12 protein-coding genes and 3 pseudogenes are annotated in these 18889 nt (G+C 65.9%); 6 read left to right on the forward strand and 9 right to left on the reverse strand.

Annotated features, from left to right (window positions below; translation table 11 throughout):
• The first annotated feature begins 41 nt into the window (after positions 1–41).
• Both ACIBJH_RS17140 and ACIBJH_RS17145 read left to right on the forward strand, forming a co-directional pair.
• Complete coding sequence (locus ACIBJH_RS17140; protein ID WP_399117656.1) at positions 42–2300, forward strand: hypothetical protein; 2259 nt, start codon at positions 42–44, stop codon at positions 2298–2300.
• Positions 2301–2389: 89 nt separating this feature from the next.
• Entirely contained in the window at positions 2390–2998 is a 609-nt protein-coding gene (locus tag ACIBJH_RS17145) for a hypothetical protein (RefSeq protein ID WP_399117657.1), read from the forward strand.
• A gap of 213 nt (positions 2999–3211) precedes the next feature.
• Here the strand turns inward: ACIBJH_RS17145 and ACIBJH_RS17150 are convergent, their stop codons facing one another.
• Positions 3212–3544 (reverse strand): tyrosine-type recombinase/integrase, encoded by a 333-nt coding sequence (locus tag ACIBJH_RS17150; protein WP_399117658.1) that lies wholly within the window; start codon positions 3542–3544, stop codon positions 3212–3214.
• Between the two features lie 580 nt (positions 3545–4124).
• On the opposite strand from ACIBJH_RS17150, the gene ACIBJH_RS17155 reads away from it, so the two are divergent.
• Entirely contained in the window at positions 4125–4295 is a 171-nt protein-coding gene (locus tag ACIBJH_RS17155; RefSeq protein ID WP_399117659.1) for a hypothetical protein, read from the forward strand.
• Between the two features lie 21 nt (positions 4296–4316).
• On the opposite strand, the gene ACIBJH_RS17160 is transcribed toward ACIBJH_RS17155, so the two are convergent.
• From ACIBJH_RS17160 to ACIBJH_RS17180, 5 genes are all read right to left on the reverse strand, one after another.
• The gene (locus ACIBJH_RS17160; RefSeq protein WP_399117660.1) at positions 4317–5189 is read right to left on the reverse strand and encodes an IS3 family transposase; all 873 of its coding nucleotides are present in this window, start codon (positions 5187–5189) and stop codon (positions 4317–4319) included.
• Complete coding sequence (locus tag ACIBJH_RS17165; protein ID WP_399117661.1) at positions 5186–5485, reverse strand: transposase; 300 nt, start codon at positions 5483–5485, stop codon at positions 5186–5188. The genes ACIBJH_RS17160 and ACIBJH_RS17165 overlap by 4 nt, the downstream gene beginning before the upstream one ends.
• Positions 5403–6989, reverse strand: coding sequence for a DNA translocase FtsK (locus tag ACIBJH_RS17170; RefSeq protein WP_399117662.1), 1587 nt, complete (start codon positions 6987–6989; stop codon positions 5403–5405). The genes ACIBJH_RS17165 and ACIBJH_RS17170 overlap by 83 nt, the downstream gene beginning before the upstream one ends.
• Positions 6990–7051: 62 nt before the next feature.
• A complete protein-coding gene (locus ACIBJH_RS17175) occupies positions 7052–7453 on the reverse strand; it encodes a hypothetical protein (protein WP_399117663.1) in 402 nt (133 codons plus the stop codon).
• Positions 7454–7558: 105 nt separating this feature from the next.
• A complete protein-coding gene (locus ACIBJH_RS17180) occupies positions 7559–8032 on the reverse strand; it encodes a hypothetical protein (RefSeq protein ID WP_399117664.1) in 474 nt (157 codons plus the stop codon).
• A gap of 113 nt (positions 8033–8145) precedes the next feature.
• Here ACIBJH_RS17180 and ACIBJH_RS17185 point away from each other — a divergent pair.
• A pseudogene (locus ACIBJH_RS17185) lies at positions 8146–8813 on the forward strand (nucleotidyl transferase AbiEii/AbiGii toxin family protein).
• Between the two features lie 91 nt (positions 8814–8904).
• Here ACIBJH_RS17185 and ACIBJH_RS17190 read toward each other — a convergent pair.
• The gene (locus tag ACIBJH_RS17190) at positions 8905–9615 is read right to left on the reverse strand and encodes a hypothetical protein (protein ID WP_399117665.1); all 711 of its coding nucleotides are present in this window, start codon (positions 9613–9615) and stop codon (positions 8905–8907) included.
• On the reverse strand, positions 9587–15874 hold the full coding sequence (locus tag ACIBJH_RS17195) for a hypothetical protein (RefSeq protein WP_399117666.1): 6288 nt from the start codon (positions 15872–15874) through the stop codon (positions 9587–9589). Before ACIBJH_RS17195 ends, ACIBJH_RS17190 begins: the two co-directional genes overlap by 29 nt.
• Before the next feature lie 506 nt (positions 15875–16380).
• Here ACIBJH_RS17195 and ACIBJH_RS17200 point away from each other — a divergent pair.
• A pseudogene (locus tag ACIBJH_RS17200) lies at positions 16381–16575 on the forward strand (CorA family divalent cation transporter); the annotation flags it as partial.
• A gap of 275 nt (positions 16576–16850) precedes the next feature.
• Here the strand turns inward: ACIBJH_RS17200 and ACIBJH_RS17205 are convergent.
• Positions 16851–17087 (reverse strand): annotated as a pseudogene (locus ACIBJH_RS17205) (tyrosine-type recombinase/integrase); the annotation flags it as partial.
• A 127-nt stretch (positions 17088–17214) separates the two neighbouring features.
• Here ACIBJH_RS17205 and ACIBJH_RS17210 point away from each other — a divergent pair.
• On the forward strand, positions 17215–18666 hold the full coding sequence (locus tag ACIBJH_RS17210) for an NF041680 family putative transposase (RefSeq protein ID WP_399117667.1): 1452 nt from the start codon (positions 17215–17217) through the stop codon (positions 18664–18666).
• Positions 18667–18889: the final 223 nt, after the last annotated feature.

Raw genomic sequence — 18889 nt, forward strand, 5'->3', positions numbered from 1 at the left:
CCGCCCTGCCGCTCGTCCCGCACTCACCCTGGAGTACGCGTATGTCTGACGTACCGTTCGACCCCACCCGCTCCGACACCACCCCGCCGACCAGTGAGGCTGGGGAGAACCAGTCCAACGGCTCCGGCGGCTGGCTGCATCGCCTGCGTCCTGGAACCGGCGCACCCGATCGGCCGGATGGAAACACCGGCGAACCATCTTCCTCTTTGGTTCCCCCACCACCGGATCCTGTCCCACCCGCGCCGCGCGTGCACGAAACCGACGGTGGAGCGACACACGTGTATGGGGATCCCGACGTCGTCGCCCACTTCATCGAACAACTGATCCTGGAGACCCGAAAGCAGGACGTGCTGGAGGGCGTCAAACAAAGTCGTGAGCGGCTGCTCGATCAGCCTTTCGTTCGCAGCGCGCACTGGGACACGGTCTGGGAGCAGATCGTCAATCCCTCAACCGGCCGCCCCCACCAACCCGTGATCATCGTTGTCGCGCCCCGCTCATGCGGCTCGACGACCCTCGCACTGCGCCTTCTGGCCGAACACACTGCCATCAACACCACCGTGGTCAAGTTGGACGCGGACTGGAGGACCCCCAGCAAGGGCCGCTTGCCCCTGGAGAGGACACACGCCTACCAGCTCGACCTCAAGCACCCGGAGAAGGATCAGGTATCGGCCGACTTCCTCAACGCTCTGTCGGAACACGCCACCCATCTCCGGGACTGCCGTTCCTATCTGGCGCTGACCGTGGCAGAGGACCTCTGGAAAGATCACCGCCTGAGCGATCGTGACGGCATCCAAGTGGTTCGGTTGCGCGAGGCGCCCGATGCCCTGGCAGTGGTAGAGGCGCATCTGGACGCCAACGGCTACGGACAACTGGCCACATCGCTGAAGTCCCTCTCCAAGGCCACCGCTTCCCTGCGTGGACTGACCGCGGTGGCCGCCGTGCGGGCTGCGGAGGCCGCCGTGATGGCCTGGGAGGAACACGTCCACGCCAACCCCCAGCAGCCGCTCGCACAGGCCGACGGCGAGGGTGGAACCCCGACACCTCTGGAAGAACGCATCATCGCGGCGCTGACCGACTGGCGTGGGGAACTCGACAGCAGGTTCGGCGAGATGAACGGCCTGCACGACCACGACAACCCCTCACTCACCGTGGAGGACCGTTGTCTGCTGCTTGCCCTGGCCGTGCAGCAGTCAGCGCCCATGCCCGTCGTCGCGCGCAGTGCGGCTGCTCTGCTGAAAGGCATCGGAGCCGTCCCCGACGCTCCCGGCGCATCAGCAGGATTTTCCCCCACTCTCACCGCACTGTCCGGACGGGGAATGCGCAGGCGTATCCAGGATGTCGGGGGACGAGTCGACATGCAGGACACCGTGGTCTTCGACCGGCCCGCCTACGGACGCGCGGTGCTGGAGTACGTCTGGGACAACTACGACGTCTTGCGCAAGCCCTTGCTGACCTGGCTCGTCGCGACAGCCCAAGGCGCCGATCCGGAAGACCGCGCAGTGGCCGCGCTGGCCGAACTCACCGTGCGGCACGGATCGGTGGACTACCTCACCACACTGGGCGAACTCGTCGGCAGCAGTCAGCCACAGGTGCTCGGTGCGGTCATGGAAAGCGCCGTGCACAACGAACACGTCGGACGCCTGGCCTGGGAGGCGCTCTACGGGTGGGCGGAGCAGAAGAGTTACGCACCCACCGTGATTGCACTGTGCCGACGCATCCTGGAGGACTCCTCCGCCGATACCTCCCTGGCCAAGCGGGCAATGGTGCGCCTGCGCCGCGTCGCACACAAGAACACCGACGACAGCGTAGTCAGCCAAGTCCGGGATGCCTTCGACGCTCTGGCCGAACACCCCACCGTGGCCCAGCGACTGGTGGGTGAGGTCCAGGGCTGGCAACAGGGCAAGGTCTCCGCACGCGGCGGTGCACTGGCGTTCCTCGCTTTGATGACCGTCCGCCGCGACGGCACGCCGTGGCTCGTGTGCAACCCTCCCGCCGGCATCGACGTACAGCGAGCCGTCCACGACCTGCTCTCCTCTTCGGAGACCTCCGCCGAAGTCATCTCGCGCCTGACGGACTGGATCCGTTCTTGTGCTGGCAATCCCAGCCTCTACACGCAGATGCGCGACCAACTCCTGCGTGCGCTGAGTGGCCACAACATGTTCGAGGCCGGCATGAAGCTCATGAACGAGCTGCGTGGGATCTCCACCGTTGAGGGCGTCACCGTGGCTGACGACTTCTACAACCACCTCGTCGACAGCCGACTGCGCACGGTCTTCCCGCTCGAAGCGAACCTCGTATGAGGTGGCCGTGGCGCCGCGCTGCCCGTACAAGTAGGTCTGCCCAGCCGCGTCTGCTGCCCAGTGCCACCGACGGCATCGCGTTCGAGGCTATGTACACGATCACCTGGCGACCACTCTGGCGTGTACCTCCCAATCTGGAGGAGACAGTGCGCGCTACCGTGCATGCCACAGCCGCTGGGGCTGCGGTGCGTCAGGGAGCCTCAGACCTGCCTGCCGCACAAGATGCCGTCAATGCCACCCTCGGCTGCCTGCTTCGTCGCGCCCCGAACTACTGCCTCCTGAACGTCCGCGCGGCTCTTGGTCTGCCCAGCGCAGCGCAGGAGCTACTGGCGCAGCGGGCAGCGGACGAGCAACGTATCCGCCGTCTGCGGTTCTTGAAGACGAATCTCTACGATCACCCGGATCTCGTCGTCCTGGACCAACTTGAACACCACGCTGCCGGTGTCCTGGGCGACGAACACGTTGCCGAGCTCCAGCGACTTGCTCGCCTGATCTGCTCCTGCGACCGCTGGTGGTTCCCACTCCTGCAGCAATGGGAGCAGGTCGGCCAAGGGTTCACGAATATCGAGAAGCGACAGCAGGCCATGCTCGTGCTGTCCGACTCCCTCAAGGCTCTCAACGGCGGCAGCTTGCCCAGCGGCATGGCACCGACGGACATAACTGAGTCCGACGAGGCGTCTCGAAGGGCGCATCCATGAAGCTCGTCCTGTGGCGGGTACTGCTGGCCCCCCTCACCAGCCTTCGAGCCCTGATCATCCAACGGCGCAGTGCAAGCGCCCTGTCGTACGACGCCGCGTGGCGCCGAGCCCGCCTGGATCGTTGTCCCGATGACATGGTCTACCGGCTCCACGGCCACCAAGCCGCCACGCCCCCCGAACAGGCTTCCGGCGCCCGGGCACCCGCCATACCGCCTAGGAACGACGGGCCGACCGACCGGCGACCCCTGACCTGAGGTGTCCTGCACCACGCAAGCTCCTTCGCCCTGTCCATGGAGGACAGGGCGAAGGATCGTCTATGCAACAACCGGCAGCGGAGCATCGAGATGTTCCCAAGCGCCAAGAACCAGCTTTGTGGGCGTCCGGCTGCAGGTGGGTGTAGTGCTGGGTGCTCTGGAAACTCTCGTGCCCAAGTAGGTGCTGGACCTCGTAGAGCGAGCCTTCCTTGTGGACCAGCCACGAGACCCATGGAGTGCGGCAGGTAGTCGGCGTCTGTGACGACGCATCATCTGACCGTAGTCTGTGCATAGTCCCAGCTCCCAGAGCGGCACCCCAGCGCGGCCGAGGGCGCCACCCACTCCACGGACGTGATCAGCGACGGCTTCACGCACCGCTGTAGCAGCAACTGCGGCGGGGTGTAGCCCCTCGGCTCTCCCAGATCACGGATGGGCCGGGTGGCACTGACGAACCATCCTTCTTCACTGGCGTGACACGTCCAATCGATCTCCTAAATGACAGACCGCGAGCGAGCGAAGCAAGCGCCGGACAGAACGGTCACAACGTATCGGGACCAGAGAGCGTCTGAGGAGCTGAACCACCGGTGGCACTGGGGCCGCCTAGTGGTATCTCGGAAGTCGTGTAGGGATCTCCGACTCGGGGAAGACACCGGCCAACGGAGACAACGCATAGGGGGATGCACATGCCAGGGGCGACGCCAACGGCGTCACCGGCATGCCGAACCCGGTGACCAACCGCCCCACCTGGGCCGAGTCGAGCGACCTCCCGACAGCACGGACGACCACCGCTCGGCCAGCGCCAGGCTCCTCGGCACGACCCTGGCGGGTCCGTCGCGGACCTCGCCCTCGCGCCTCCGGAAGGCCCTCATCCCGTGCTGCCCGACCTCTCAGCGGTCCCATCCTGGGCCGCCGCCTGTCTCGTCGCCCTGACCACCGTCACCACCACGCTCGTCACGCTGGCGCGCAGCCTCGTCCGCGCCCTCCCCCAGACCGCCCCGGCACGGCTGGAGTGGTGGCGTGAGCTTGAGCTTGTTCCGCTTTGACGGACACCATTGGTGTGGTGGTCAGGCTGCGCGTGCGGTCTCGTATTCGACGGGACTGCGGTAGCCGAGGCTGCTGTGCAGTCGGTGCAAGTTGTACCAGCCCTCGATAAAGTCGAAGATCGCGGTGCGGGCGGCGGCCCGGCTGGGCCAGGCGGTGGTGTCGAGCAACTCCCTTTTGATGGTGGCGAAGAACGACTCGGCGAGCGCGTTGTCCCAGCACTGTCCGGTTCGGCCCACGGACAGACGGACGCCGAACTCCGTTGCCAGGGTGGCGAATTGCTGACTGGTGTACTGACAGCCACGATCCGAGTGGAAGATCACCGGCCGGGTGGGACGACGCTGTCGGCAGGCTGCCGTGAGGGCGTCGGCGACCAGATCGGTTCGCAGGTGATCGGCCGTCGCCCAGCCGATCACCCGGCGCGAGGCGATGTCGATGACGGTGGCCAGATAGAGCCAGCCCTCCTCGGTCGGGACATAGGTGATGTCGCCGCACCAGCGGGTGTCGACGCCGGCTGGGTCGGGACCGAACTGCCGCAAGATGAGGTCGGGCCGGGTGGCGGCGCGGGGGTCGGGGATGGTGGTCAGGTGCCGTCGTCTGCGGTGGCGGCCCTCCAGGCCCGCCGCCCGCATCAGTCTGGCGATGCGGCGGCGTCCGCAGACAGCACCCTCGCGTTTCAGCACGGCGTGGATGCGTGGAGCGCCGTAGGCGCCGCGCGATTTGGCGTGGGCCTCGGTGATCTGGCCGGTCAGTTCCGCGTCACGGACCGCCCGCGGGCCGGGCTTGGCGGTGCGGCGGGCGTAGAAGGCGGTTCGGGAGACCTGCAGCAGTTCACACGCGCGCTTGACGTTGTGACCGTCTCGCTTCTCCGCCTCGATGAACGGGTGCACCGTCACCGGGTCTCCTTCGCGAAGAAAGCCGTGGCCCGCTTGAGGACGTCGACGTCCTCGCGCAGCCGGCGGTTCTCCCGCCGCAGCGCGGCCAATTCCTCGCGTTCACTGCTGGTCAGGCCATCGCGTTCGCCCGCGTCGACCTCGGCCTGGCTGACCCACAGCCGCACCGCGGTCTCCGTCAGGTCGAAGTCCTTGGCAATCTGACCGACCGAGCGGTCACCGCGACGGCACAGCTCGACGATCTCGGCCTTGAACTCCGGCGTGAACGAACGGCGAGGCCGAGGCTTCTTCTTCCCCATGCTCTCCATGATGGACATCCTTCCGGGGCAGAACCCCTGATCTCGGATGTCCGTCAAAGCGGATCAAGCCCAGATCGTCCTCGGCCTTGGCCGCTATGCGCAGCGCGTCGCCGAGGTTGACCACCTCACGCTCGGTGTTGGGGATCTCGATGCCGACCGCGGGCTTGCCGGCTGCCGGGAGAGTGATCCGTACATCCGGGTTGGCGACCGCGTACGCGATGTTCTTCGTCAACGCGATGATCCGCTCAGCCTGCACGGCAGGGCCCAGCTCGACGTCGTAGCGTGTCACCGTCGGTCCGCGCCAGAACCCGGTGACGGCAGCGTCGACCTTGAACTCGCTGAAGACGTTCTGGAGCGCGGCAATCGCTGCATCGTTGGCCGCGCTGCGTGCCGTAGCGGGGCCGCCTCGTGCGAGCAGGTCCACCGAAGGCAGTGGGTACGTCATGGCAGCGGCGTGCACAGATTGCCCGGCATGCGGCGGCAAGTCCCCGGATGCGTCGGGCGAATACTCGGCCGAGCCTACGGTGATCGGCGAGGAAGGCGTGTCGCGCAGCGCAGCATCTTCCAGAGTCCTGTCGGCGGTTGCGGCAACACGCCCAACCTCTGCGTTCCGCCCCGCACCGGGCAGCCGTGCTCGAATCGACGGGGGAACATCCAGTTCCCGCTCATCGCCCGCCGGCGGCCGTGGGGGTCTCCTCTCCTGCACAGCACTGATGCGAGGTCCAGCGAGGGGCGCAGAGACCGGCTCAGCGGTGAGCGTCGCGGGGACGGCTCCCCCATGCGACCTGCCGTTGGCCCAGGCGATGGCCACCCTGTATTCGAGCTCGACCCACATCTGCGGTCTCTGCTTCACATTGGCGGCACGGATCCGCTCGTAGACATACTCGTAAAGATCATGGACGCTGACGATTCCGTCTTGGTCCCGGTCCGCCTCGCCAGTCCGAAGACCATCGATGACTGCCCCGGTGAATCGAGAGGGTTCAGGCACCAACTTCGTGAGGTGATCGCCCTCCCAGGCGTACTCGGTGCGGTTCGTCGCCGTGAGAATAGCCCGGCCATGGCCTGCCAGTTCTTCCTTCACGTGCACAGCTGTATCGCCCTTGGCCCCGGGCAGAAATGCACCGCTGTAGCAGCAGTCGAGGAGCACGACGATCGACTTCGCCCGGCAGCGGCGCATCTGCTCGTGCACGAACGCTGCGGATATCGCGGTGGAAGCCAGGAGCCTTCGGTCCGTGTCTGCGGCAGCGAAGTAGAGGCTCCCGCTGTCGTCCTTGATGCCGTGGCACGAAACGTGAAGGAGTAGCAGATCGTCCCGACTTCGGTCCAGGAAGAAGGTCTCCAGGCGCCGATTGACTTCGTGTTGAGGACGGTCGATCACCTGCGTGACGTCGAATGCGCCGACGCCTGGATCCTGAAGCACTTCCGCAAGCCCTGCGGCGTCCCGCGCGGGTGAACGGAGCTGTTTCAGCGCGGGATTCTCGTACTCGCCCGTGGCAATGAGCAACGCGCTGCGGCTACCAGACACGGCCGCCCGCCACGCCTCTCCGCTCGACAGAGCAGCTCGCGTCAGGCACCTGGCAGCCCTGATTCGCCTTCCGGCCCCACATGTGCGGCGGATCCATGGGCCACGATGAAGGCGTCGACGAGCCGCCGTTGGTCTTCCGCCGAAGCCTGTTCGAGCTCGATGTTGTCGTCGCCGAACACAACCCGTACCTTGCGAACCGGACGGTTGGCCATCCAAGTTTCCAGTAACCGCAACACCCCCCGCAAGGCGATCGGCGACAGGGTTATGGCGAGTACCCCAACGGCGACGGCATCGCCGGGCTTGGAGCCTTCGGGAGTCTCATCGACACGGACCGGCTCAACGCGATCAACGTCAAGTTCGAGCAGGGCCGCACGTAACTGGATGGTGAGTTCGTCGAGTTCGACCGGATCGCTGTCAGGTGCTCCCTCAAGCGTGACGGTCATCAAGTCTGCGTTGGCCACAACACCCCCAGGAAACTACCCACGCAGACGAGCATATCGTCAACCTCCCGTCGGCTTGGGGGTGTTGACGACTGAGGGCGATGCTCCTCATCGGATGCCTGCTGCCTGTTTAAAAGCAGTTGTGCGTTCCTTCTCCGCGGCTGTCTTGCTGTGTCCGTGCAGCGTGCGCCGCAGGGCCGTGGCAACGTCATGTACGGGCCGAACCGCATAGCCAAGTGCGGTGGCGGTGTTGACGGTCGCGTCGCGGAGCACGGGAGCGATCTCGTCCACGAGATTGCCGGGAGCGCTGTTGGGAGTGTGCGTGAGGAGCGCCGCGATGAGCGGGCCTACGCGTTCGATCGTGCCTTGGCCCTTTGAAAGGGCCGCAAGGAGGACCTTCCAAAGGGGCGCATAGTCAGGGCAAGCGGCAGCAATGAGGACTGCGTGTGCCTCGTCCCATTCGCGAGCCTCGACTGCGTCGTCAAAGTAGTCGGAGATGGTCTGGGAAGCCTGCGGGCTCGTCGAGATCAAGGTGAGAAGCGCCGGTAGTTCGTTGGTAGTAGCTGTACTGAGGGCCGTCATGAGGATGTCTGGTGCTGCTTGGGCTTCTTGATCAGTGTTCGCACCGTGCGCACGGTGCGGGAGGACGCCTTCCCCGAGCTCGCCTCTCGCACCCGGGCGGCCGCGTGACGGACATGCCAGAGCTGCACACGCGGCTCCTAGCGGACGTCATCGCCCTCGGTTCTCCGTATCCACTGGTTCTCACCGGTGTATACGCCGTGCAGGCACACCGCCTGGTGAACCGACCCAGCCAGGACCTCGACGTCGCCACCGAGAACCCGGCGCCCATGGCCGACATCGCAGCCACGCTCCGCGCCGGCCTGGAAGCCCGCGGCTGGAAGGTACACGCGCTGGAGACCGCCCCGCTGTCCGCCCGCTTCACCGTGGCCGACCCGGCCACCGGGCAAGAATGCGAAGTCGACATCCTCAAGGAAATCTTCTGGCGGCCGGTCGCCCAGAGCCCGTACGGGCCCGTCCCCGCGGAGGAGGACGTGGTCGGGACCAAGGTCCGCGCCCTCGCCGACCGCGGAGCGCCCGCGACCTGATCGACGTGTTCGCAGCCTCCCGCCGCTGGACCAATGCCGAACTCGAAGAGTTCGGCCGCCGACACGCCCGCGGCCGCTTCGAGCGCGAGGACCTCCAGGCGAACCTAACGGGCGCCGAGTGGACCGACGACGACGCCTTCACCGCCTACGGCCTCGATGACGCCACGATCATCTCTCTCCGCGCCTGGGCGGTGGAGTGGGCCGACGACCTCGCGACCCGTCTCCTCGAAGAGTCCGGTGCCCCCGACATCGACTGATCACGCCCAGGCGAGGCACATCTAGCAGGTACCCCCGTGCCAGCAGATCAGTTGCGGACCGGAAGACCGTTCCTCAAAAAGGCCCCTACCCTCACACCGACCCGTCGGGTTCACGCTCCGACGGCATCGCGGGCAGACCGTCTTCGAGGACCCGCCGAGCTTCTGCGAGCTGTGACTCGGCACGTTGCAGAGCAGCGATCAGCTTCGGGAGCCCTGTGCGTGCGGCCGGATCGCCATCCTCGCCATCGGTGTACGCCTTGAGGGTGCGCGCCAGCCGAAGGAGGGCGTCCCGCGCCGCTCGTTGTTCGTCCGGTTCGAGATGCTCCGAGAGCTTCAACCACTTGGCCTCCTTGTCGTCGGCCTCTTGGGCAGCAAGCGCGACAATCTCACCTGCCACGCCACGGACGGTCTCCTCAAGGCTCAACGCCACCCGAAGTAGCGGTGCTCCGACCATGTCGTCCTCACTGGGTTCACTCCCAGACGGGAACATCCGGTAAAAGCTCCAGCGGTCTTGGGGCTCGCTCAGTCGTTCCAATGCCCTGAACACGGGCTCGAACGCGCGCAGCGGTGGAGTCGGGGACGGGAATGCCGTCCGGTGGTCCCAGAGCGCGAGGATGACGGTCGTCGCTTCGCGGCGTACGCCGTCCGCCTCTGCTCCCGTGGCGTTCTCCGCCTGCACGATCAAGTCACCGATGCGGTGGGCCATCCAGCGGCCCAGGACATCACTCTCAGAGAGACTGTCGGCGATCTCCTTGCCAAGTTCGAGGGTCCGCTCAAAGCTCGCCGCATCTTCCGGAGTCATCGAAGAGGTAAATCTTGTAGGACCGTTCGCGTGGGGGGAGGGATTCGTCATCGTTTTGGCGGGACCTCGTCGTGTAGCTCTGCTTGTGGTCTTTGTGTGTGCGGTCGATCATCACTTCGACGATCATGCTGTGTCCGGCCAGAGCCAGCAGTTCCTGAAGGGCGTCCCGCTGAATTTCCAGCCGCCGTCCCTGAGTACCCGTCACGCGGTCCGAACTGGTCGTAGAAGTATCGTCCCAGTAGGCGCTACGAAGAGCGATATCACCGGCCTGAGTCCATTCGCGCATATCTGCGTCCGCTTCCAGCCCTAGCAGATCGATGACTTCATCAGAAGGCATATAGGGCGGGTACTTGATCCCTGCGGCCAGCGGATCCTTACTGTCCATCCCCTCACGCCCGTCAGGATCGACGATCCATCCGGTGAGCCGGAAACCTTGGACGTCGAACTGGTAGTCGCTGTCATTGGCATCGGGAATGCGGTAGCCCATGTACGAAGGGGCTGTCTGCAGGGCAAGTACCAGTGCTCTGGCCCTCTCGGGAGTGACGAGGGCACTACGGATCAGGACGCTCTGCTCAGCTTCGTATCCCGCGTCATCGGAGCTCTCCCAGACTGTGACCCATCCGTCACCCGCCAAGAGACGCTCACTGAAGTGCCTGCTGTTCAGCCGCCAGACCCAGTCGGCGTCCGGGGATTCGTTCTTTCCTCTCAAGACGCTCTGCGGTGAGGGGTCCCGTCGGTCGGCAAGCCACCTGCCGTCGTCTCGAGTGACGCGGAAATCACGAAGCCAGTCGGTGAACAGGTCCATGTCCGCCTCGCTGTCCCGGTACACGGGATGAACCTTGAGCAACTCCCCGGCCACGGTCCACAGGGCGTGAGTCGTGAGGTAGAAGTCCAGGTCGTCGGCGTCCGGCCGGGTCGTACGGTAGGCGAAGGTGCTCCCGTCCTTGTACAGCCTGAGGGTGTGGCGCGGGTCGTCCTCGTGGGTGCCGCGGTAGGGGAGCCGCCAGGTGTCCGTGATAGTGCGCCCAGCGAGACCTATGACGGTCTCCTCGGAGACCCCAAAGGCTTCGCCGAGGGGCTTGCACCAGTCATCCTTGAAATCCCAGAAGAAGCGAAAGTCGCTTAGTTCGGATTCGTGGGCTTCGTCCTCCATACGGCTTCGATTTCTTGCCTCTCCTTCCTCCCACGACTCAGCGAGGATTTCCGTCGGGATGTTGATCTCGCGTACGGTGGCGAGTTCCTCTGCGCTCAGGATCTCAGGGCGGGACGAGGCGAGGGCCAGACAGATCGTTTTCGCGCTCTCCTGCATCACAACGTGCGGTCCGTCGTCGAAGAGCACTCTCCGCAGCAGGGGCTCGAACTCTGCAAGTGTCCGATGCGTCGCGGGGTTCTGAGCGGCCCGCGCGAGGGCGAAGAGCAGCCATTGACGGGCGTGCCGATCGTAGAAAGGCAGACGGGCGTCATGGAACGGAGTCACATCGATCGTGCCGAGCGCGAATCGTAGGAGGGCGTCAAGTTCTTCTTGGCAGTTGAGTTCGGCGAGGAGCCTGACACAGTGTGCGGCCCGCCACCTGACGTCCTGCTCGGGGTCACCCAGGACTGCCCACAGATAGCCTGCGAAGCACTCCACGACTCCGGTCGGTCCAGTGGAAAGGTCGGCGAACCCACCGTCGCCCGAATCCTCGGGGCAGAGGTCAGCCAGCATGGTGCCGAAGTCGTCGAGGACAATCTGCGCCTGCTGACCGGTAAGGCGTGGGGCAAGTCGGGCTGCCAGGTGATAGCACTCCTCGGGGGGAAGCACGGCCGACTGCGAACCGAGTTCTCGAAGAGCCGTCGAGAGCAGATCCACATCGCGCTCGTCGGCCAGACGAGCGAGTTCGGACAGGCCGATGGGGTCGTAGACCTTGGTGGTCAGCTCCCGGCTGAACCGGGTCGCGGCCGTGTCCGCGAGATGCCTCAGTTGCTGGCGCGCCGCTCGTGGCAGCAGCGGCAGAGCGGCCAGTTTCTTGACCATCTGCGCGTAGTCGAAAGCGTCGAGGTTGGGATGGGACTGGAACGCGGCGAGCATGTCGTCGAGTTCACGCAGGGGCACCTTGACTGCTTGGGCTATGACCTGCTCCATATACAACAGGTGGTCGGACGTGCGAACGAGGTGGCGGGCCTGCTCCCAGCCTTCGGCGGTGGAGAAGTCGCACTCTGCCAGGGCGTCCTCGGCCTGCCGTGCACGAGCCGCTCGCGCTGCGTCCTGCTCATTGTCCGGGGTCCATCGGCCCGAGCTGTAACCGCCCGATGCGGAGAAGGCGATGTGGCGTTTGCCAGGGGCGAACAGTGTTCCGGAGATGTCGACGTCCAGTTCGGCGGCGGTCCGGTCGAGGCGTTCGAAGGATGCGCTGCTGAAGCGTCGTGGCCGTAGGAATTGTCCCAACGTTCCAGCGATACGCTCACCGTCGCCCGGAGTCTCGCGCAGTGCTCGTTCGACGAGACGGAGTTCATCGACGCGGTGCTCGTCGAACGGCACCAGCGCTGCGGCGGTGACGGCGGACGGAGCGAGCGGGCCGGCCTCTGCGTCGAGCAGTGCCTGGATGAATGAGCCCACGGAACAGAAGCGGCGGTCGCGCCAGCGGGAGGCGACGGTCGTCGCGGTCGTGGCGCTCAAGCGGCCCATGGCGACCAGTACCTCGGAGTGATTCGTTGCGTCCCCGAGGTAGGGTTCCAGGCTTTCGGTAAGTTGGGCGACGCGATAGGCACGACGGTCGTCGTCGTGATTGCCGTCGGATGCTCGGCGGGCGACGGAGAGGAAGGCCCGCCACAACGCGTGTACGTCGTCGCCCACGCGGTCGGTCAGATCGATCGCCTGGGTGAAGTAAGCGTGAGCTTCGCTTCTGTCGAATCGCTGGACGGCGCGAGTAAGTTTCACCATCTGCTCCGCCTTGTACTCGGCACTCTCCTTAGCCGCGTCGAGCGAAGCGGCCACGGATTCAGCGAGTTCGACGGCGACGTGCTGCAACTCATCGACAGGAGCAGCTGCTCGGACAGCGTCGATGAGGACCCCATCAGGAAGGTGCCGCTGCGCGCCTCGGTACCAGTCGAGCAATTGCTGGCGCGTTCCCTCGGACGAGCCGAAGGCTAGGATCCGGACGCCGAGCCCGGCAATGCCTCTGTGCAGGAAGTGGGGCACCTCCTCAAGGGTCCGGTGGGACGGGGTAGGAGGTACGAGTTCCAGGAAAAGACTTTCCGTGTCTCTGACGGTTCCAACGAGGCAGTCGATCCACAGGCTCGCCCAGGCGCCGAGGGGCACGACATTCTGCTTGTGGTCGTTTTCGGTACTTGAGTACGTGTGCGGCTTCTTTCGCGCTTCCCGGACGTCTTCGCCGGCGAACTCGTCCACGTCGAAGGGCTGTCTCCGGATCTTCGACAGCAACGCGAAGCCGCACAGCAGCGTGATCGTGTCGGTGCCGCGCCCCCAGCGGCTTCCGGCTCCCCTACCCAGGTCGCCGGGGAGATTCAGCCGCAGGATCCGCTCGGCTTCCCCGTCCGAGAGAAATCCGTGGCGCAGGCCCATCGCGACGATCCAACCGACCGCTGGAAGCTCCTTGTTCTCTTCGGAGTATCCCTGGTGCCGACGAGCGGAGACGGATCGGCGCTGGCGCTTCAGCATTCTCACCAAGCGCCGCGCAAGGGGCGCCTGGCAGACGAAGTTGGCCTGCCAGGCGGCAGAAGCGACCGCGAGCTGAAGGTATTTCAAGGACACGGCCGCAAGGCCGAGAGCCTCCAGATCCTCGGTGCGGCCCGAGTCGGCAAGCCGGGTGGCGATGATCAGTCCAGCCTCGAAGGCCACCCAGTTGGGGCTCCACCGAGCAAGATGGCTGACACATGCCTCTACGCCGTCGGTGTTGAGAAGCCCGAAGGCGACCTCGGCAATATCCGTCGCGGTGACTCGGTGCCGGTTCGCATCGTCGTCGTCCGACTGCTGCACCCATGCCCTGAGCCATTCCGAGGCGCTGCGCAGCCGACTGCGGGCGAAGTCGGTCTGGCCTGCGGCGAACGAGAGAAGGGCGCCCTCGCAGTGAAGATTGGAGCCGGGCCAGTCGCCGACGAGGCTGCGGTTCGCGACGATGTCCTCGATCGTGACGGCATCCAGGAACTGCCCCGCCAGATCGGTGTTGGACCGCAGCAGTTGAAGGCGGCGGGAGTGACCGGCGGCCAGGCTGCCGGCCTTGATGGCCAGCCGGGTTGCCTCCCACTCCTTTCCCACGCGCAGTGTGGCTTTGAGAGCGAACTGGGCCCGTTGCTGGGCGATCTCCCGTTGTTCCAGGTCATCGCCCTCGGGTAGGGCGCCGTCGGTCATCGCGAGTTCGACGAGGGTGTCGACCTGGCCGGCCTCCCAGAGCAGTTGGGGCAAGCTGGCAGCCACGTACGGTTCGTCGGCGGCGAGCGGGGTCAGTCGGTCGATGAAATCGATCAGGGAGTTGCCGGTGGGACGGTACTTCGTCCGGAACCAGGTCTCGGTCGGTTCGTCACGGAACTGCAGCGTGTCACCGTCGACGAGGAGCGGGCGTCCGAGGTCGGCCGCGAAGCTGTGCACGAGGGCGGCCGGTACTCCGCACAGCTCGGTCAGAACCTTGACGGGCAGCCTCGGCCGGAGCGCGGCCAGGGCCTCGCACAGACGGTCGATCTCCGCGCTCAGGTGGTGGGCGTCTTTGCACCGGTCCACCATGTCCTGGAGGAGTTCGTCGAAGAGGGAGCCGTCGGGGTGCCTCGCCTCCCCGAGAGAGACCAGACAGGATTCGATGTCCGCGGCCATGCCCAGAACGAGGGCCTGGATCCGAGGGTTGCCGCCGGTACGCCGATGGAACTCGGCCGCCTGTGCCTCCGAGACCGGCCCGAACACCGACTCAAGATGCTGCTTGGACTCGGCCACGCCGAAGCCCTCGAGCTCGATTCTGTGTACGTTGGGCGGCGGTTTCAACAGATCGATGCGTTCGCTGCGGCACAACATCACGAGCCGCACGTTGTCCGGCAGTGTCTCGCGCAGCACGTCCGTGACGAAGGTCCGCTCCCCACCGTCGTTCGCGATGAGCGCCGCGTTGTCAGCCGCGTCCACGACAAGAACCAGGAGCGCCCCGGGAGCGGAGGCCGTGACAGCCTCCGCAGCGCCCCGGACCCTGGCCATGAACGCCCTCGCGTAGTCGGCTGGCTGAGCTGTGCCGACCGGGATCAGCGGATCGCAAAGGGCATGCGCAGCAAGCTCGTTCGCCAACTGCACCAAACCTTGACGATGTTGATGGCGCGGTGAACTGGAACGCCGGTACCCACCGTTTCCGAAGCAGTCGTAGACGAGTATGACCGAGCCGGAAGGCAGATTCGGTTCGATCTGTGTCGTGAGCACCGACTTGCCCACGCCACCGGCCGCGTGAACGACGACGGGCCGCCCGATGAGTCCGACGATGTCGTCGACGATCGCGCGAGTCTGGTCCGTCACGATGACATGCCCGGGTTTGTCGATGAGGTTGGGCGCGGGCAGCACATGCTCAGGTGGGACTCCGAGAGCAGCGAGCACCGTGGAGCGTTCAACGACGTGGTTCGCCTCGAGCGAGGTCGCGCGCCTGGTGATCATCTCCTTCAGCAGCAGGGGCTGCACATCCGGGGCACCGGGAAGAAGACCGGTCAAGTCCAGCCGGAACAGCCCTTCGAGCCGCAACAGACCCGGGGCCGTGGCATCCACCTCCAGGCGACTGAAGAACGCGGCCTCACCAGCTGCGTCATCGGAGAAGTTCGCGTACTGCCTGAGGTACTTGACATCGTGCGCGTACTCACTGGGCTCTCCGCCGGCTGCCAGGACCTCGATCGCTTGAAGCACCGACTCACGGACCGGCCGATTGGAAAGGAACTCGAAGGTCACCTTCTCTTCGAGCCCCGGGGACTCCTGACGGATCTGCCTGAACTTCTCCGCGAATCCCTTGACCGTCTTCGAGAGACCCGACACAGTCCACTCCTCCGTGGCCTGTACGGTCGAGTGCTTCAGCTGTCGGTACACCACACGGTTGGCCTCGTGAAGGCCGGTCGCACCGTAGTACTCGGCGATGTCGACTACGTCCTCGCCAGCCTCGCCTTGGGTGTCGTCGGGCGACACACCCTCGACAGCGATCGCGGTCAGATCGGCGTCGGGAAGCAGCAGTTTCAGCGCCTGGCGAGCCGCCCAGTGGTAATGGAACTGATCACCGTCCCGGCTGGCACGCAGAAGATCGGTGTCAGGCATACCCACTCCCGACAGTCCTCACAGCGATGGAAGGGGGCAAGGGATTCCTCACATCGCAGCAGACCAAGACGGTATAAGCGCACATACATTACCCACCCCTCTCGGAGTCGGGCAACGCATCCACTGGCGCACCCTGCCTTCGGCTCCGGCGGGCGGTATAAGCCAGGGCCAGGTACCCCAACCCCCGACCCCCGTCCTCCAGACCGTGCTGATCACCCTCAGCACGGGCGATGCCGGCAGACGACGAACCTATAGACAGGCTCCTGCCCTGCCTACGGCAGCCACTCAGCGTGCACACGGCCGCGCCCCAGTTGGACTGGCTCCCCCTCGCCTGTGGCCGCAACTCGGGTCATCTCTGGGGAGAATTTGGGGAGTACGAGCAGCTCTGGGGAGAGCGTGGGGAGAATCGACTACCCAAGCGGGTGCGAGCCTGAAAGAACACGAAAGAAGGATCAACGCAGGCCAGGTACCTGATCGCTCACATTTCTGCAGGTCAGGGCCACCTGGACGATGACTTCAAGAAGATCTCTTCTTGGGCGGCTATTTTGTTCGCGCCGACGCTGGTGGGGACGATCTACGGGATGAACTTCGATCGGATGCCGGAGTTGCACTGGGTGCTCGGTTACCCCTTCGCCATCGTCCTGATGGCGGGTGTTTGCACCAGTTTGTACGTCATCTTCAAGCGGAAAGACTGGCTCTGAGTAATCGCCCTGAGAGGCGCTCCCGGGAGTGGCTGCGGCCCGGATCGCGGGCTCCGACGGCGCTTGCGAGGCCGCTGGGGAGAATGGGCCGCGCTCCAATCTGCGCGGTCTCCTGCGATCGCGGGCGTTGACCTGCGGTTGCCTCGCCGCTGAAGCGCAGGCTGGGAGCACTGATCGGCACGGAGAGTAGCCAACTTCCCTTGTGGAACGCCGAAACGGGTGGGCACAGCAGATCGCTGTGCCCACCCGTTTCGCGGGTCGTGTGGAGCGGACGGCTACGCGGCCAGTGCAGGCTGGCCGATCAGGACGTCGATGGCGCCGCGCCCCTTGCCGCCGGCCTCCGGCATGAAGTGGGCGTAGTAGTCCAGGGTGATGGTCGGGCTCGAATGGCCGAGCCAGCGGGCCAGGGTGACGACGGACTCGCCCGCTTCGAGGATGACCGAGGCGTATGTGTGCCGGAGCACGTGGAAGCCGTCCTTGCGCGACGCCTTCCACCGCTCGCCCTTCTGCCGCATAGCTTGGTGTTTAACCAGGGCCGTTCACCTGACCCGCTGATCTTGGTTCGTTCCCGGGACAGCAGGGCGGCCGTTCTTCACGCTTCGAGGTGTCGAGCAACGTCACGTGAAGGAACGGCCGCTGGTGAAGAGTCTCGCCGCTGAACAGTCCGCCGACGCCGCGTTGGGTGTCCTGTCCCACTTTCGTGTCCAGTTCTACGACTGCCTCTACACCCGGGCGGATGCGCTCTTCGAGCCCACCGACGCGGTGCTGTGCTCGGACGGCCCGGTGACGTCGCTGGTCGAGTTGACGCTCACGGCCGAGCACCGGCGCGGGCACGGGGCGATGTACGACGCGGTCAATCACGGCTGGCTGGAACCGCGGCGCCTGCGCAGGCTGCTGGCCTCCACGCCGCTGCCGCGTGCCGCCGACGGGCGGATCGTCCTCGCGGTGGACGTGAGCAACTGGCTGCGGCCCGACGCCTCCACCAGCCCGGAGTTGCTGTTCTGCCACGTCTACGGACGGGGCCGCAGCGCGGATCAGTTCATCCCCGGCTGGCCCTACTCCTTCGTCGCCGCGCTGGAGACGGGACGCACGTCGTGGACGGCCGTGCTGGACGCGGTCCGGCTGGGGCCGTGCGACGATGCCACCGCGGTGACCGCCACCCAGCTGCGGGACGTGGTCACCCGGCTGGTGCATGCCGGGCAGTGGCGGCCGGGCGACGCGGACATCCTCGTCGTCATGGACACCGGCTACGACGTCACCCGCCTCGCCTACGTCCTGGCCGACCTGCCCGTCGAGCTGGTCGGCCGCCTGCGCTCGGACCGCGTCATGCTCCGGGACGCCGGCCCACGCCGCTCCACCCCGCGCGGCGGACAGCCCCGCAAGCACGGCGGCGTCCTCACCTTCTCCAAGCCGGAGTCCTGGCACACCCCCGACCAGGCCACGACGTGCGACACCACCCGCTACGGCACGGCCGAAGCCCTCGCCTGGGACCGGATGCACCCCCGATTGCAGGCCCGTGGCCCCTGGCTCGACCACTGCGGTGAACTCCCTTTGATCCACGGCACGTTGATCCGGCTGAAAGTTGAGCACCTGCCCGGTGACCGTGACCCGAAGCCGGTGTGGCTGTGGTCCTCACGCACCGGGATTACCGGCGCAGACATCGACCTGCGCTGGCAGGCGTTCCTCCGCAGGTTCGATCTTGAACACACCTTCCGGCTGTTCAAACAGACCCTGGGCTGGACCGTCCCCAAGGTCCGCGATCCGCACACGGCCGACCTGTGGACGTGGCTGATCATCGCCGCCCACACCCAACTCCGCCTTGCCCGGCCCCTCGCCGAGGATCTTCGTCGGCCCTGGGAACGGCCGGCGCAACCTCGTCGGCTCACCCCTGCCCGGGTCCGCCGGGGGTTCCGCCACCTCCGCGTGAAGACCGCCCGTCCCGCCGACGTGCCCAGACCCTCCAAGCCCGGACCCGGACGCCCACCCGGCTCGAAGAACCCCAGGCCAGCCCCACGTCACGAGCCAGGGAAGACCGTGAAACGAATCGAAACCCTCACCGAACACGTCCGCCTGAAACAGCAGCGAGGTTAATGATCAAGCTTAGTAGATCGACCACCTCATCGTTCACGACGAGTTTCAGTGCCTTATCGGCCAGGTCGAAGAGTCGCGTGAGGGCATTCGCCGTGAGGCAGGAGTGGACCCTGGTGATGGCGACGCACGCCGTCGCGTGTCCGTCGTCGGAGAACTGGTACTCATGAGGCCCCCGTGGCACATCGGCGGCAAGCAGGTCGAGGAGAGTCTGGGCCTGAGCTGG

It is taken from the genome of Streptomyces sp. NPDC050548, assembly GCF_044457385.1.
In the GTDB taxonomy this organism is placed as follows: domain Bacteria; phylum Actinomycetota; class Actinomycetes; order Streptomycetales; family Streptomycetaceae; genus Streptomyces.

Excerpts from the sequence above, each read along its gene's own strand:
- ACIBJH_RS17165 (WP_399117661.1), bottom strand. The coding sequence starts at position 5,485 with ATGGGGAAGAAGAAGCCTCGGCCTCGCCGTTCGTTCACGCCGGAGTTC.
- ACIBJH_RS17180 (WP_399117664.1), bottom strand. The coding sequence starts at position 8,032 with ATGACGGCCCTCAGTACAGCTACTACCAACGAACTACCGGCGCTTCTC.
- ACIBJH_RS17145 (WP_399117657.1), top strand. The coding sequence starts at position 2,390 with ATGTACACGATCACCTGGCGACCACTCTGGCGTGTACCTCCCAATCTG.
- ACIBJH_RS17195 (WP_399117666.1), bottom strand. The coding sequence starts at position 15,874 with ATGCCTGACACCGATCTTCTGCGTGCCAGCCGGGACGGTGATCAGTTC.
- ACIBJH_RS17150 (WP_399117658.1), bottom strand. The coding sequence starts at position 3,544 with ATGCACAGACTACGGTCAGATGATGCGTCGTCACAGACGCCGACTACC.
- ACIBJH_RS17190 (WP_399117665.1), bottom strand. The coding sequence starts at position 9,615 with ATGACTCCGGAAGATGCGGCGAGCTTTGAGCGGACCCTCGAACTTGGC.
- ACIBJH_RS17175 (WP_399117663.1), bottom strand. The coding sequence starts at position 7,453 with ATGACCGTCACGCTTGAGGGAGCACCTGACAGCGATCCGGTCGAACTC.
- ACIBJH_RS17140 (WP_399117656.1), top strand. The coding sequence starts at position 42 with ATGTCTGACGTACCGTTCGACCCCACCCGCTCCGACACCACCCCGCCG.